Below are 14086 nucleotides of genomic sequence, written 5' to 3' on the forward strand. Positions count from 1 at the left end.
GCCACATTGTCGAGGCGCAGTCAGTACTCCGGACGAGGCCTTCCCGGTACTCACACAGGGTTTGGCCGGTAAACGACGGGGCCCCGCCCACCGAAACACGGTGAACGGGGCCTTCAAACCGCCGGTCGGGCTGGTCAGCGCGTCGCGCGGTTGACGGCCGAGACGACCGCCTTCAGCGACGCGCGCGTGGTGTTCGCGTCGATACCGATGCCCCACAGGACCTTGTCCTCGATGGCGATCTCGATGTAGGAGGCGGCCTGCGCGGAGGCACCCTCGCTCATCGTGTGCTCCTGGTAGTCCAGCAGACGGGCGTCGACGCCGATGCCCTGCAGCGCGTGGAAGAACGCGGAGATCGGGCCGTTGCCCGTGCCGACCAGGGTGGTCTCGATGCCGTCGACCTCGGCCTCCACGGTCAGCGTGTCCACGCCGTCGGTGTCGGTGGTCGACTGGTTGTTGCGGACCTGGATACGGCCCCAGGGGTTCTCCGGGTTCGGCAGGTACTCGTCCTGGAACACCGCCCAGATGTCGGCGCCGGTGACCTCGCCGCCCTCGGCGTCCGTCTTCGCCTGGATGATCTTCGAGAACTCGATCTGCATCCGGCGCGGCAGGTCCAGCTTGTGGTCGTTCTTCAGGACGTACGCGATCCCGCCCTTGCCGGACTGCGAGTTGACGCGGATGACCGCCTCGTAGGACCGGCCGACGTCCTTCGGGTCGATCGGCAGGTACGGCACCGCCCACTCGATGTCGTCCACCGTGACGCCCTTGGCGGCCGCGTCGGCCTCCATGGCGTCGAAGCCCTTCTTGATGGCGTCCTGGTGGGAGCCGGAGAAGGACGTGTAGACCAGGTCGCCCACGTACGGGTGGCGCGGGTGGACCTCCATCTGGTTGCAGTACTCCCACACGCGACGGATCTCGTCGATGTCGGAGAAGTCGATCTGCGGGTCCACGCCCTGCGAGAACAGGTTCATGCCCAGGGTGACCAGGTCGACGTTGCCGGTGCGCTCGCCCTGCCCGAACAGACAGCCCTCGACGCGGTCGGCACCGGCCATCAGCGCCAGCTCGGCGGCGGCGACGGCCGTACCGCGGTCGTTGTGCGGGTGGACGGAGATGCAGACGTGCTCGCGGCGGGAGAGGTTGCGGCTCATCCACTCGAAGCGGTCCGCGTGCGTGGACGGCGTCGAACGCTCCACCGTGGCGGGCAGGTTCAGGATGATCTCGCGGCCCGGGCCGGGCTGCCAGACGTCCATGACCGCCTCACAGACCTCCAGCGCGAAGTCCAGCTCGGTGTCCGTGAAGATCTCGGGGCTGTACTGGTACCCGAACTCGGTCTCCGGGCCCAGCAGCTTCTCGGCGTACTCCATCACCAGCCGCGTACCGTCGACGGCGATCTGCTTGATGTCGTCCTTGGAGCCGCGGAAGACGACCCGGCGGAAGACGGGCGCGGTGGCGTTGTACAGGTGGACGGTGGCGCGCTTGGCGCCCTTCAGCGACTCCACGGTCCGCTCGATCAGGTCCTCGCGGGCCTGGGTCAGTACGGAGATGGTGACGTCGTCCGGGATGGCCCCCGGCTCCTCGATGATCGACCGTACGAAGTCGAAGTCCGTCTGCCCCGACGCCGGGAAGCCGACCTCGATCTCCTTGTAGCCCATCTTGACCAGCTGGTCGAACATCCGGCGCTTGCGCTCGGGCGACATCGGGTCGATCAGGGCCTGGTTTCCGTCACGCAGGTCGGTGGAGAGCCAGCGGGGGGCGACGGTGATCCGGTTGTCCGGCCAGGTGCGGTCGGGGATGTCGACCTGCTCGTACTGACCGTACTTGTGGGTCGGCATGGAACTGGGCTGCTGGCGGTTCGCCATGAGTGCGGGGCTCCTCTGGATGTCCGAATGGACGGCCGACACGCAACGCAAAGCTCCGCGGGGAGGGAGTCGACCTGGACTACAGGCCCTCGCCGCGGCAGCTAAGAAGAAGCAGCCCGAAACGCATGATGCGAAGCAGAGTAGCCGAGTCGCGCGCCGCACGGGGTCCTGTATCAGCATGCGGGACCGAGGAGGAAACAGGAGCAAAAGGTGCACAAGCTCACACAGGGCACGGGGAGCACCCCTCAAGGGGCGCGGGACTGTGGCACATGTGGCTCCACCACGCCGGCGCGAGCAACCACCAACAACCCGCAGCCCGAACTCAACCGCAAGCAACACGGCGACCACGAAACGCAACCCGAACGGCCACATTTCACCAATCAAGGTTGCCCCTAGTGACACGCCCCTAACGGAGTGCAATCGTGCGGGGATGACCACCACAAACGGGGGCCACGAGCCCATCTTCTGCACCGTCGTCCCGCCACACGTCCTGGACAAGCTCTCCCGGGCCGACGACTCGGCACTCGCCAACGCCGCCCGCCGCACCCTGGAGCGCGACGCGCTCGAACGCACCCGCCGCCGCCTGACCACGGTCATCGGCGCCCCCGCGGTCGCCGCACCGGACGACGCCGAGGCGGGCAAACCGCATCGCACGATCCACGACGCCCGCCACGGCACGGACCTGCCCGGCAGGAAGGTCCGCGGCGAGGGCGACGAGCCCGGCAAGGACGCCACGGTCAACCGCGCGTACGCGGGTCTCGGCGCCACCTACGAGCTGTTCTGGAAGTCCTTCCAGCGGGACTCGATCGACGGCAACGGGCTGCCGCTGGACGCGACCGTGCACTACGACCGGGACTACAACAACGCCTTCTGGAACGGCGAGCAGATGGTGTTCGGCGACGGCGACGGCGAGATCTTCCTCGACTTCACCATCCCGATCGACGTCATCGGCCACGAACTCAGCCACGGCGTCACCCAGTACACGGCGAACCTGACGTACTTCGGGCAGCCGGGCGCGCTCAACGAGTCGATGTCGGATGTCTTCGGCGCCCTGATCAAGCAGTACACGCTCGGCCAGACCGCCGCCGAGGCGGACTGGCTGATCGGCGCGGGCCTGCTCGCCCCGCGCGTCACGGGCACCGCCCTGCGCTCGATGAAGGCCCCGGGCACGGCGTACGACGACGACGTCCTCGGCAAGGACCCGCAGCCGGCGACGATGGACGGCTATGTCCGCACCGGCCGCGACAACGGCGGTGTGCACATCAACTCGGGCATCCCCAACCACGCGTTCTATCTGACCGCCATGGCCCTCGGCGGCCACGCCTGGGAGCGGGCCGGGCAGATCTGGTACGACGTCCTCACGGGCGGCGAGCTGAAGGAGCAGGCCCTGTTCGTCGACTTCGCCACGCTGACGGTGAAGGCGGCCAAGGACCGCTACGGGCAGGGCGACGAGCTGACGGCCGTACAGAAGGCCTGGGAGCAGGTGGGCGTGCGGACGCTGTAGTTCCGTACTAGACATGACCCATGCGTATCGAAGTGCGGCGCACGGGTGGTTTCGCGGGCATCGAGCGGCACGCGGTGGTGAACACCGCGGGGCGGCCCGATGCCGAGGAATGGCGTGCCCTGGCCGAGCGGGCACTCGCCGCCGGCCGGGGCACTCCGCCGCTCGGGGTGCCGGACGGTTTCTCGTACGAGATCACGGTGGACGCGAGGACCGTGTACTGCGCGGATCCCCGGCTGACGGAGGAGCAGCGGAAGCTGGTCTCGCGGGTACTGAAAGAGGGGGCGTAGCCCTGGCACCCGAACCCGGTAACAGGTCGCTCGCCCTTGGGCGTTGACTTCCGTTACCGGTGGTACGGATGATCCGCCCATGGCGACGAACCCGATACCCCAGTTCCCGGCCGGCTTCCTGTGGGGCGTCTCGACCTCCGCCCATCAGATCGAGGGCGCCGTGGACGAGCGCGAGCCGTCCGTGTGGGACGCCTTCTCGGCCGAGGCGGGCCGCATCAAGGACGGCTCGACGGCGGCGGTGGCCTGCGACCACTTCCACCGCTACCCCGAGGACGTGGCCCTGCTGCGCGACCTCGGCGTGGGCGCGTACCGCTTCTCCGTCTCCTGGCCGAGGGTGAACACTCCGAACGGCCTCGACTTCTACGACCGTCTGGTGGACGAGCTGGTCGCGGCGGACGTACGGCCGGTGCCGACCCTCTTCCACTGGGATCTGCCGTCGTCGCTCCAGGAGGCGGGCGGCTGGCTGAACCGGGACACCGCCGAGCGTTTCGCCGAGTACGTCGCCGTCGTCGCCGCCCGGCTCGGGGACCGGGTCACCAAGTGGATCACCATCAACGAGCCCGCCGAACACACCCTGTTGGGCCACGCCCTCGGCACCCACGCGCCGGGCGAGCAGCTGATGTTCGACGCGCTCCCCGCCGCCCACCACCAGCTGCTGGGCCACGGCCTCGCCGTACGGGCGCTGCGCGCGGCCGGGGCCACGGACATCGGCATCGCCAACTCGCACGGTCCCACGTGGCCGGCGTCGGGGGAACAGCCGGACGTGGAGGCGGCGGCCTTCTACGACCTGCTGTTGAACCGTCTGTTCGCGGAACCGGTCCTGCTGGGCGAATACCCGGAGGGTATCGGCGAGTTGATGCCGGGCGAGGACGTGGAGTCCGACCTGAAGGTCATCTCCGAGCCCATCGACTGGTACGGCGTCAACTACTACGCCCCGACCCGGGTGGGCGCCCCCGAGGGCGCGGACATCGAGTTCGGCGGCGTCACCATCCCCGCCGAACTCCCCTTCACCGTGAAGGAGATCGAGGGCGTCCCGACGACCGACTTCGGCTGGCCGGTGGTCCCCGAGGGCCTCACCGAGCTGCTGACCGGCCTCCGCGAACGCTACGGGGACCGGCTGCCGCCCGTCGTGATCACCGAGAACGGCTGCTCGTACGAGGGCGTCGACGACCAGGACCGCATCGCCTACCTGGACGGCCACGTCCGTGCCCTGCACCGGGCCTCGGAAGCGGGCGTCGACATACGCGGCTACTTCGTCTGGTCCCTCCTGGACAACTTCGAGTGGGCGGAGGGCTACGCCCGCCGGTTCGGTCTGGTCCACGTGGACTACGAGACGCTGGAGCGGACACCGAAGGCGTCGTACGGCTGGTATCGGGAGCTGCTGCGGGCGCAGGCCGAGGGACGATGACACCGCACCCGGCTACGGCGTGGGCGTGACGTTCCGCACCGGCAGCGCCTTGCTCGCCTTGGCGATGTAGTAGTCCGCGGGTGCCGAGAAGATCACGAATTCCCTGTCGTAGCCCCGGATCTTGGCCCGGAGGGTGAAGTTGCCCTTGGCGTCGGTCGTGGTCCGGGCGTTGTACTGGCTCTCGAAGTACGTCCGCAGGAAAACCCGCGTACCGGCGACCGGCCCGTGTCCGGCGGGCCAGGTCACCTTCCCGGTCACGACGAGCGTGTCCCCGGCACGCACGCTGGACTTGTTCACCTTGTACGTGATGCCGCTGACGACGGGCTTGACGGCGACCCCCGCGCGGGCGAAGAGCATGTCGTGGTCCGTCGGGTCCTCCGCCGGGTCGTAGGAGGCGTAGAACTCCACCTCATGGCGGGGATTCAGGAAGAGACTCGGCTTCTGCTCCCAGCGATCCGCCGGCACCCCGGAGAGCGTGAACCGCCCCTCGGCATCCGTCCGCACGGTCCCGAGGCTCCGGGTCTCCCGCTCGGTCGGGTCGATGGGGTCCCCCCACGGGTTCCAGGTGTTGTAGAGCACGGACTGCCCGAGCTCGACCGGCGCGTCGGCCACAGGGGTGCCGTCGGCCCGGGTCAGCACACCGGTCAGATCGACCGTCCGCTCGTCGTAGTCGGTCGTGAATCTGTCGGCGGAGATGTCCAGCCGATAGCCCGCGTCCGCGGCGTCGCCGGCCGCGCGGTCGTTTGCGTGGGCGGGCGGCATGCCCGCGGCGGCGACGGCCAGGGCGAGGACGGCGGTCGTGGTCAGGCGAGCCGTCGGCGGATGCTTGCGCACGTGAACTCCATGGGTGTGGTGGTCGGTGAGTCGTCGTGTCGTCCATTGCGTGGCCGCTGTGCCAACGGCACCGGTTTGACTCACGAGACACCACTCGCGGTTGTATGACGGGGTCGTTCCGCTTCGCCCCGGGGCGTCAACTTCCTTGCAGAGACCGCTCTTTGTGAAGGGGAGTCTGCAGATCGCGAACAGAGCGGAATGGACCTGTCCGCCGAACTCGCCTTCGTCGCCCGGCACGGCGCGACCGTCCGCCACGGCGTCAGCCCGTACGAGGCCCTGCGCTCCGCCACCGCCCGGGGAGCCCGCGCCCTCGGCCTGTCCGACCGGCTGGGCACCGTCGTCGGCGGCGGTGTCCCGCACACCGTCGCCGCGCTGACGAAGGGGGCGGTGACCGAACAGAGCGGGTCGGTCCGCAACACCGCCCTCCCAGCGGGCAGGGGAGGCGTTCGTCGACACAATTCCCACATCCACTCCTCAGAACCTGCTCACCGGACATCGATCACCCCACTGACGCCGTGACGCACGGTCCTTACCATGTATACGCACGATGACGTGGTGACGGTGGGGGGACGGCATGGCGATCGGTGGGCAGGACGAGGACTGGCTGGACCTGGCCGACGCGATCGAGGTGCTGCGCACCCAGTTGTCGGAAGCGCAGCGCCGGGGCCAGGGTTCCCCCCTTCGCTTCGTACTGGGCGAGATCACCGCGGAGTTCGAGGTGGAACTGGTGCGGACGCGGAACGGTGGCGGGGCGCTGCGGTTCGGTGTGGTGGAGGCCGACGCCCGTCGGGAGCGCTCGGCCCGGTCCACGCAGCGGGTGACCCTGCTTCTGAAGCCCGAGCAGCGCGGCGGCGGGGACGTGGCCGTGGGCGACGTCGAGTAGGCCGAGCCGTACGGGGGTGAACCGATGCAGCAGGGGCAGGTCGTCCAAATCCGCACGCCCCGTTTCGGCAGTGGCTATCTGATCGCGCCGCGGCTCGTTCTGACCGCCGAGCATCTGCTGCCACCGGAAGACGCGGAAGGTGAACCAGGAGAGATCACCGTCGCCTTCCCGGGGTCGGAGGTGCGGACCCCCGCGCGGGTGCGGTGGCGGCGGCGGGACGGCATCGTGGACGCCGCCCTGCTGGAGATCCCGGCCGACGCCCCGGGGTGGACCGTACCCGAATCACTGGGCGGTGCCCGCGGTCGCAGCCCGCAGCGCTGGGGCCGGTTCGTGACGAGCGGAAGCGACATCCCGGTCGCCGCCCATGGCTTCCCGCGGCAGCAGAAGAGGCGGGACGGTCGAGGCGCCGAGGAACTGGTCTTCCGCGTGCGGCGCCTGGGTGGCGCGCGCTTCGAGATCGTCGACGACATGGGACAGCTGAACCCCGACCTCTCGGGGCTCGACGACGAGACCGCCGCGAACACCACCGCGTGGTCGGGGATGTCGGGTGCGGCCGTCTTCCCGGAGGGCGAGGACCTGCTGCTCGGTGTGGTGCGAAAGGACCGCCGAGCACGCCACGGCACTCGGCTCACGGTCACGAGCAGCGCGGATCTGCTGGACTGCGCCGACTTCCGCGAGGTGCTCCGTGAGGCGACCTCGATCGACCCACAGCCCGAACCGGCCGGGTTCGTCCGTCTGTTGAAGGCGGCGCCGCCCAGACGGGACCTGACCTCGCCCACCATGCTGCTGCGGGCCGACGCCGAGGTGGTGTCGTTCCACGGCCGGGAGGACACCCTCGCCGAACTGGAGCGGTGGTGCCTGACGGACGCGGACGGCCTCCCCTCCGTCCGGGTGCTCACCGCGCAGGGCGGTCAGGGCAAGACCCGGCTGGCGCGCCGGCTGATGGCACGGCTGCGGGACCTCGGCTGGGTGGCCGGTGAAGTGCGCGACGAACCGGGCGGCTTGCACAGGCTGCGCACCCTCCAGCACCCGCTGCTCCTGGTGGTCGACTACGCCGAGAGCCGGCCCGAGCTGGTCAGGCGGTTGTGGGAGCAGGCGGAGGAAGTCAGGCACCCGGTACGCCTGTTGCTGCTGGCCCGCTCGCTCGGCTCCTGGCAGACCAGGGCGATCGGAGACCTCCGAGACAGCGAGATCAGGCTGCACACGCTCAGCCCCGGCCCCGCCGAACGGGAGCAGGCGTTCCGGACTGCGGCCCGGGACCTCTCCCGTCGGCTGGCCGAGGCGACCGACGACAAGGACGTCGACTGGCCCGGACTCGCGGGCTCCCTCCCGGTCACCGGGTACGCGAACGGCGGCCGGGGCACGGAGACAGCCCTGACCGTGCAGATGGCGGCCCTCGCCACGCTGCTGCGCCGGGGGCGGACGCCCGAGCGGCCGGGAGTCCCGCTGGAGGCCGAACTCCTCAAGCACGAGGAGAAGTACTGGCGGGACACCGCCCGCGGTTGGGGGATGGGGCCGCGGGAGCAGGGACTGCTCAAGAGGGCGGTGGCGGCGGCCGTACTGTGCCCCGCCCGGGACGAGGACCAGGCGCACGCGACCCTCTCCCGGCTGCTGCCGGGCGCGTCGTCGGAGCTGATCGCCGACATCGCCGTCTGGCTGCGTGATCTGTACCCGCCCGCCGAGGACCGCCGCTGGGGCCAGTTGGAGCCGGACCGGCTGGCGGAGTACCAGGCCTCCGAGCAGATCATCGACGATCCCGGGCTGCTCGGGAGGCTCTTCGCCCGGGCCCCGGACCACCAGCGGGTGCAGACCCTCACCGTGCTGGCCCGGTCCGCCGTGGCCCACGCCAACGAGGGCCGCGCCGAACGGGCGTACCGCGTCGTCGACCGGCTGCGCGAGGCCCTGCGCTCCGTCCCCGCCGAGGTGCCCCTGACCGCCGACATGCTCCGCAGGCACTCCGGCACGCTGCCGGAACAGTCCCATGTGCTGCGCGACTACGCGCTGGACGTCGCCCGCGAACTGAGCCGGCTGTACCGCGACACCGCGGACGACCGCCCACAGGCGTACCACGACCGTGCCTGGGCGCTGCACAACCTCGCCGTGCGGCATCTGGCGGTCGGTGACTGGGAGGAGGCCCGGGAGGCCGCCGGTGAGGCGGTGGCGATCGGCGCACACGTGGTGGACGCCGGGGCGGCGACACATCGCGCGGAGCGCGGCGACTCGCTGCTGGCTCTGTCGCGCGCCCTGCGCATGACCGGACGGCTGCGGGAGGCGTACGACGCCGGGGAACAGGCGCTGCGGCTCTTCCGCGAGTTGACGGAGGACGGCGGGGAGGAGTCGGAGAAGCATGAGCGAGGCCTGGTGCGGGCGCTCATCAACCAGTCGGAGGTGGTCTGGCGGCTCGACCCGAGCGCGATCCCCTTCGACACGATCGAAAGGTCCGACGAGCACACGGCCGAGGCCGTCCGACACGCGCGCCGGTTGGTGACCCGACGTCCCGATCTTGACCCTCTCCTGCTCCCCAAGGCGCTGACCGCACGGGGCGCGACACTCTGGCGCTTCCGACGGCACACCGAGGCCTTGTCACTGAGCGAGGAGGCGGTCGAGGCGACTCGCCGCCTGGCAGGGGAGAACCCCGACGCCTACACCGCCGACCTCGCGAACGCCCTGAAAGGCCTGCATGTCGACTACAGCAACACCTCGCGGCCACGTGCCGAGGTGCTGCCGCTGGTGGAGGAGGCGGTGAAACTGATACGCCCGCTGGCCGACGATCTTCCCAGGGTCCATCTGCCCGACCTGGCGCAGCTGGTGCACAACCTCGCCTGGGATCAGTTCGACGCGGGAGATCACTCGACGGCGTGGGAGTCCCTCGGAGAAGCCCTCCGGCATCGCCGAGCCCTGGCCCGCGATCCGTGCGGGCTCGGGGCGCCCGAACTGGCCCGGTCGGTCAGCACACTCGCCACTTTCCGGGCGACCACGGGAGACCACCAGGCAGCGGTCGAGGGTTACACGGAGGCCCTGGAAATCTACGCGCACGCGAAACTCCCGCTCAGCATGAGCCAGTTGAGGAATCAGTCCCAGACCTCCCAGGACCTCGCCCTCTCCTACGAAGCCCTGGGTCGGCCTCAGGAAGCACTCGCCGCCCAGAACCAGGCCCTCGACATCCTGCGCCGCCTCAGTGAGTACGGCCCGGACTTCTACGCGGAGGGCTATGCCACCGCCCTCCATGACTTCTCCTACCTGTACCGGAGGCACGACCGGCGGGTCGCGGAGCGCATCCAGTTGCGCCAGGCGCTCCAGCTCTACCGCAGGCTGCCGCTCGTCACCGCGCAGGAGCGCAAGAACCTGGCCTTCTGTCTGCAGGACCTCGGCTCCAGTTACGCGTCGTCCTGGGCGACGGCCGACCGGGCGGTTCCCCTGCTGCGGGAGGCGTACGAGCTGCACATGGAGTTGTCGGCCGACGACCCGGCGCATGAGGTGTACGTGGCCGACACCTGCATGGACCTGGCCCGTGCGCTGCTGGAGACGAGCGGCTATCCCGAGGCCGTCCGCGTCGCGGAGCACGAGGTACGTATTCGGCGCCGGCTGCTCGACGAGAACCGGCGCGACCGGACGGAGCGGAATCTGTGCTACGCGCTCCTGCGGCTGGCCAACGGGCGCGCCATGGCGGGGCGGACGGCCGCGGCCTGGCGCACCGCGCTGGAGGCGGAGAAGGCCTGCCTGGCGCTGGCCGAGAACGCCGACGCGCAACCGGACCCCACGGCGTGGCTCCTCATGCGGCTGGCCGAGACCCTGAGTCTGTGCGGTCGGCACGACTGCCGGCGGGCCGCCCGTGCGCTGGAACCGGCGCGGCGTGCCATCCGCCTGCACCGGCGCCTGGTGGATCAGGACCCGAGCAAACAGGCGAACCTCAGATGGGCCGCGGCCACCCTCGCGAAGGTGCTGGAACGCGTCGGCCGTCACCCCGAGGCCATCGAAGTACGGCTACGAAGAGGAGCATGACGTCATGGCATCACCGGCCCACGACGGAGAGCGGGACGAATCGGCCGAGGACATCCGGCGGGACGAGGAGGACGCCGCCCGCCCGGCGGCGCTCTACTACCCGAACGTCGCCGAGTTCGTCTCCGATCGGCTCGTCCACTTCGTCTCGCGTCCCGCCCCGGGCTCCGGGCGGGTGTGGTGCCCGGAGTGGTACCGGCACGGCGAGGCGCTCTCCCGTCTGGACTCCGTATGGCGTGCCTGGGAGGCGTTGCGCTGGGATCCCGGCCTGGGGATGTCGACCTGGTGGGCCCACCATCTCGACCCGAACATGCGTGCCCTCATGGATCCCGTCACCGGGCCGTTCGTCCACTGCGCCGAAGGCCATCAGGATTCCCTGCCGCTGCCCATGGAGCCGCCCCCGGAAGGGCTCTTCTGGGACCAACGAGGGCCGGACTCCAGGAACCCGTTGGCCCTCGACTGAACCGACCGGGATCCGGCGCGGAGGGGCCGGCCGGAGAGGCGTTCCCGAGGCTCAGAAGCCCAGGCGCCGCAGCTGCTTCGGGTCGCGCTGCCAGTCCTTCGCGACCTTCACATGCAGGTCGAGGAAGACCGGTGTGCCGAGCAGGGCCTCGATCTGCTTGCGGGACTTGATGCCGACCTCCTTCAGGCGCTTGCCCTTGGGGCCGATGATGATGCCCTTCTGGCTGGGGCGTTCGATGTAGACGAAGGCGTGGATGTCGAGGAGGGGCTTGTCGGCGGGGCGGTCCTCGCGGGGGAGCATCTCCTCGACGACCACCGCGATGGAGTGCGGGAGTTCGTCCCGTACGCCCTCCAGGGCCGCCTCGCGGATCAGCTCGGCGATCATGACCTGCTCGGGCTCGTCGGTGAGGTCGCCCTCGGGGTAGAGGGCGGGGCCCTCCGGGAGGAGGGGGACGATCAGGTCGGCCAGCAGGTCCACCTGCTTGTCGCCGACCGCCGAGACGGGGACGATCTCCGCCCACTCGAAGCCCAGCTCCTTGCCGAGCTGGTCGATGGCGATCAGCTGCTCGGCGAGCCGCTTGCTGTCCACGAGGTCGGTCTTGGTGACGATCGCGATCTTCGGCGTCTTCCTGATCGACGCCAGCTCCTTGGCGATGAAGCGGTCACCGGGGCCCAGCTTCTCGTTCGCCGGGAGACAGAAGCCGATCACGTCGACCTCGGCCCACGTCGTGCGCACCACGTCGTTCAGGCGCTCGCCCAGCAGTGTGCGCGGCTTGTGCAGGCCGGGGGTGTCGACCAGGATCAGCTGGGCGTCCGGCCGGTGCACGATGCCGCGCACCGTGTGCCGCGTCGTCTGCGGCTGGTTCGCGGTGATCGCCACCTTCTGGCCGACCAGAGCGTTCGTGAGGGTGGACTTGCCCGCGTTGGGGCGCCCCACGAAGCAGGCGAAGCCGGCGCGGTGGGCGGCCTCGGCCGACTTCTCTGGTGACTGGGTACGAACGCTCATGGCGCCCATTGTCCCTGATCCACAGAGCCCGGCCGTACAGCGATCCAGCCGGCACCGGCGCGGTGAGCTTTCGGAAACCCCCGCGCAACGAAACATCGCCGAAACACATCCGTACGCGTCCGGAAACGCACGCCGGTGACCCTCTGACGAGCCCCCGCCCCGTTGGAGACGATCGTGAACCTCGCCGCGAAAGGCGTCGACACCGGCGACACCGCCTGGCTGCTCGCCGCCACCGCCCTCGTGCTGCTGATGACCCCGGGCCTGGCCCTGTTCTACGGCGGCATGGTCAGGACGAAGAGCGTCCTCAACATGCTGATGATGAGCTTCGTGTCGATCGCGCTGGTCACGGTGGTGTGGCTGGCCGTCGGCTACTCCCTGGCCTTCGGCGACGACGCCTTCGGCGGCCTCATCGGCGGCCTCGAACACATCGGCATGAGCGGCCTCGGCCCCGACAGCGTCCAGGGCACCGTTCCCACCCTCCTCTTCGCCACCTTCCAGCTGACCTTCGCGATCATCACGGCCGCGCTGATCAGCGGTGCGATCGCGGACCGCGCGAAGTTCGCGGCGTGGCTGGTCTTCGTACCGGTGTGGGCGCTGCTCGTATACGTTCCGGTCACGCACTGGGTGTGGGGGCCGAACGGCTGGATCCTGAACGGCCTCGGCGCCCTCGACTTCGCGGGCGGTCTGCCGGTCGAGATCACCTCCGGCGCGTCCGGACTGGCGTTGTGCCTGGTCCTCGGCCCGCGCCTCGGCTTCAAGAAGGACGCGATGCGTCCGCACAACCTCCCCATGGTGATGCTGGGCGCCGGTCTGCTCTGGTTCGGCTGGTTCGGCTTCAACGCCGGCTCCGCGCTCGGCGCCAACGGCCTGGCCGCCGCCGCGTTCCTCAACACCCTCGCCGCCGGCTGCACCGGCCTCCTCGGCTGGCTCTTCGTCGAACAGAAGCGCGACGGCCACCCGACGACGCTGGGCGCGGCCTCCGGCGCCGTCGCGGGCCTCGTCGCCATCACCCCGTCCTGCGGCTCGGTCTCCCTGTTCGGCGCCCTGGTCATCGGCCTCACCGCCGGTGTCGTCTGCAGTTACGCCGTGAGCTGGAAGTTCAAACTGAACTACGACGACTCCCTCGACGTCGTCGGCGTCCACCTGGTCGGCGGCATCATCGGTACGGTCCTGATCGGCGTCTTCGCCGTCGAGTCGATGACCGGCGGCGCCGAGGGCCTTGCCCACGGTGGCGGGCTCGCCCAGCTCGGCAAGCAACTGGTGGCCGTGGTCGCCGTCGGGGCGTACGCCTTCCTCGTGACGTACGGCACGGCCAAGCTGATCGACAGGGCGATGGGCTTCCGCGCGGACGAGGAGCACGAGCACACCGGCCTCGACCTTACGGTCCACGCCGAGACGGCATACGATCACGGCGTCCTGGGCCACGGCGCCCCGGTCACCTCGTCCCTCCCGTCCACGTCCTCCACGCAGAAGGCCAAGGCCCAGGCATGAAGCTCATCACCGCGATCGTCAAGCCGTACCGCCTCGACGAGGTCAAGACCGCCCTCCAGGAGATGGGCGTCCACGGTCTGACCGTCACCGAGGCCAGCGGTTACGGCCGGCAGCGCGGCCACACCGAGGTGTACCGCGGCGCCGAGTACCAGGTCGACCTCGTCCCCAAGGTCCGTATCGAGGTCGTCGTCGAGGACGCGGAGTCCGACGACGTCATCGACGCGATCGTGAAGGCCGCCCAGACCGGCAAGATCGGCGACGGCAAGGTGTGGGCCCTGCCGGTGGACACGGTCGTACGGGTGCGGACGGGCGAGCGCGGTCCCGACGCGCTCTGAGTCGGCGAACCGGGCTGAGGG

Annotated in this window: 12 protein-coding genes; 9 read left to right on the forward strand and 3 right to left on the reverse strand. The window is 70.0% G+C overall.

Features of this window, described 5'->3' with window-relative positions; translation table 11 throughout:
• Window positions 1–134: 134 nt before the first annotated feature.
• Window positions 135–1856 carry a 2-isopropylmalate synthase gene (leuA, locus tag STRIP9103_RS07630; RefSeq protein WP_009302481.1) on the reverse strand — a complete coding sequence of 574 codons (1722 nt, stop codon included), beginning with the start codon at window positions 1854–1856 and terminating at the stop codon, window positions 135–137.
• Between the two features lie 430 nt (window positions 1857–2286).
• Between leuA and STRIP9103_RS07635 the strand changes: the two genes are divergently transcribed.
• From STRIP9103_RS07635 to STRIP9103_RS07645, 3 genes are all read left to right on the forward strand, one after another.
• On the forward strand, window positions 2287–3360 hold the full coding sequence (locus STRIP9103_RS07635) for a M4 family metallopeptidase (RefSeq protein ID WP_009302452.1): 1074 nt from the start codon (window positions 2287–2289) through the stop codon (window positions 3358–3360).
• Window positions 3361–3380: 20 nt separating this feature from the next.
• Window positions 3381–3647: a protealysin inhibitor emfourin gene (locus STRIP9103_RS07640; RefSeq protein WP_048819885.1), complete on the forward strand. Its 267-nt coding sequence runs from the start codon at window positions 3381–3383 to the stop codon at window positions 3645–3647.
• A gap of 79 nt (window positions 3648–3726) precedes the next feature.
• Complete coding sequence (locus STRIP9103_RS07645) at window positions 3727–5055, forward strand: GH1 family beta-glucosidase (protein WP_009302479.1); 1329 nt, start codon at window positions 3727–3729, stop codon at window positions 5053–5055.
• A 12-nt stretch (window positions 5056–5067) separates the two neighbouring features.
• Here the strand turns inward: STRIP9103_RS07645 and STRIP9103_RS07650 are convergent, their stop codons facing one another.
• Window positions 5068–5889, reverse strand: a complete 822-nt coding sequence (locus tag STRIP9103_RS07650; RefSeq protein ID WP_009302446.1) for a transthyretin-like family protein — start codon at window positions 5887–5889, stop codon at window positions 5068–5070.
• Between the two features lie 198 nt (window positions 5890–6087).
• Here STRIP9103_RS07650 and STRIP9103_RS07655 point away from each other — a divergent pair, with 198 nt between their 5' ends.
• From STRIP9103_RS07655 to STRIP9103_RS07670, 4 genes are read left to right on the forward strand one after another with little or no spacing between them, the layout of a single operon-like run.
• A complete protein-coding gene (locus tag STRIP9103_RS07655; protein ID WP_009302470.1) occupies window positions 6088–6408 on the forward strand; it encodes an amidohydrolase family protein in 321 nt (106 codons plus the stop codon).
• A 55-nt stretch (window positions 6409–6463) separates the two neighbouring features.
• Window positions 6464–6772, forward strand: a complete 309-nt coding sequence (locus STRIP9103_RS07660; protein WP_009302465.1) for a trypco2 family protein — start codon at window positions 6464–6466, stop codon at window positions 6770–6772.
• Between the two features lie 24 nt (window positions 6773–6796).
• A complete protein-coding gene (locus STRIP9103_RS07665; RefSeq protein WP_009302461.1) occupies window positions 6797–10774 on the forward strand; it encodes a tetratricopeptide repeat protein in 3978 nt (1325 codons plus the stop codon).
• Window positions 10775–10778: 4 nt separating this feature from the next.
• Entirely contained in the window at window positions 10779–11234 is a 456-nt protein-coding gene (locus tag STRIP9103_RS07670; RefSeq protein WP_009302495.1) for a DUF4913 domain-containing protein, read from the forward strand.
• Window positions 11235–11285: 51 nt separating this feature from the next.
• Here the strand turns inward: STRIP9103_RS07670 and era are convergent, their stop codons facing one another.
• Window positions 11286–12248: a GTPase Era gene (gene era, locus STRIP9103_RS07675; protein WP_086019234.1), complete on the reverse strand. Its 963-nt coding sequence runs from the start codon at window positions 12246–12248 to the stop codon at window positions 11286–11288.
• 165 nt (window positions 12249–12413) lie between these two features.
• On the opposite strand from era, the gene STRIP9103_RS07680 reads away from it, so the two are divergent.
• Entirely contained in the window at window positions 12414–13730 is a 1317-nt protein-coding gene (locus STRIP9103_RS07680) for an ammonium transporter (RefSeq protein WP_048819889.1), read from the forward strand.
• Window positions 13727–14065: a P-II family nitrogen regulator gene (locus tag STRIP9103_RS07685; RefSeq protein WP_009302440.1), complete on the forward strand. Its 339-nt coding sequence runs from the start codon at window positions 13727–13729 to the stop codon at window positions 14063–14065. Before STRIP9103_RS07680 ends, STRIP9103_RS07685 begins: the two co-directional genes overlap by 4 nt.
• The last annotated feature ends 21 nt before the right edge of the window (window positions 14066–14086 follow it).

This window comes from Streptomyces ipomoeae 91-03 (assembly GCF_000317595.1).
GTDB lineage: Bacteria > Actinomycetota > Actinomycetes > Streptomycetales > Streptomycetaceae > Streptomyces > Streptomyces ipomoeae.

Bases quoted from the DNA above. Each gene is read 5' to 3' on its own strand.
- leuA (WP_009302481.1), bottom strand. From the start codon at position 1,856: ATGGCGAACCGCCAGCAGCCCAGTTCCATGCCGACCCACAAGTACGGT.
- STRIP9103_RS07635 (WP_009302452.1), top strand. From the start codon at position 2,287: ATGACCACCACAAACGGGGGCCACGAGCCCATCTTCTGCACCGTCGTC.
- STRIP9103_RS07640 (WP_048819885.1), top strand. From the start codon at position 3,381: ATGCGTATCGAAGTGCGGCGCACGGGTGGTTTCGCGGGCATCGAGCGG.
- STRIP9103_RS07645 (WP_009302479.1), top strand. From the start codon at position 3,727: ATGGCGACGAACCCGATACCCCAGTTCCCGGCCGGCTTCCTGTGGGGC.
- STRIP9103_RS07655 (WP_009302470.1), top strand. From the start codon at position 6,088: ATGGACCTGTCCGCCGAACTCGCCTTCGTCGCCCGGCACGGCGCGACC.
- STRIP9103_RS07660 (WP_009302465.1), top strand. From the start codon at position 6,464: ATGGCGATCGGTGGGCAGGACGAGGACTGGCTGGACCTGGCCGACGCG.
- STRIP9103_RS07665 (WP_009302461.1), top strand. From the start codon at position 6,797: ATGCAGCAGGGGCAGGTCGTCCAAATCCGCACGCCCCGTTTCGGCAGT.
- STRIP9103_RS07670 (WP_009302495.1), top strand. From the start codon at position 10,779: ATGGCATCACCGGCCCACGACGGAGAGCGGGACGAATCGGCCGAGGAC.
- era (WP_086019234.1), bottom strand. From the start codon at position 12,248: ATGGGCGCCATGAGCGTTCGTACCCAGTCACCAGAGAAGTCGGCCGAG.
- STRIP9103_RS07685 (WP_009302440.1), top strand. From the start codon at position 13,727: ATGAAGCTCATCACCGCGATCGTCAAGCCGTACCGCCTCGACGAGGTC.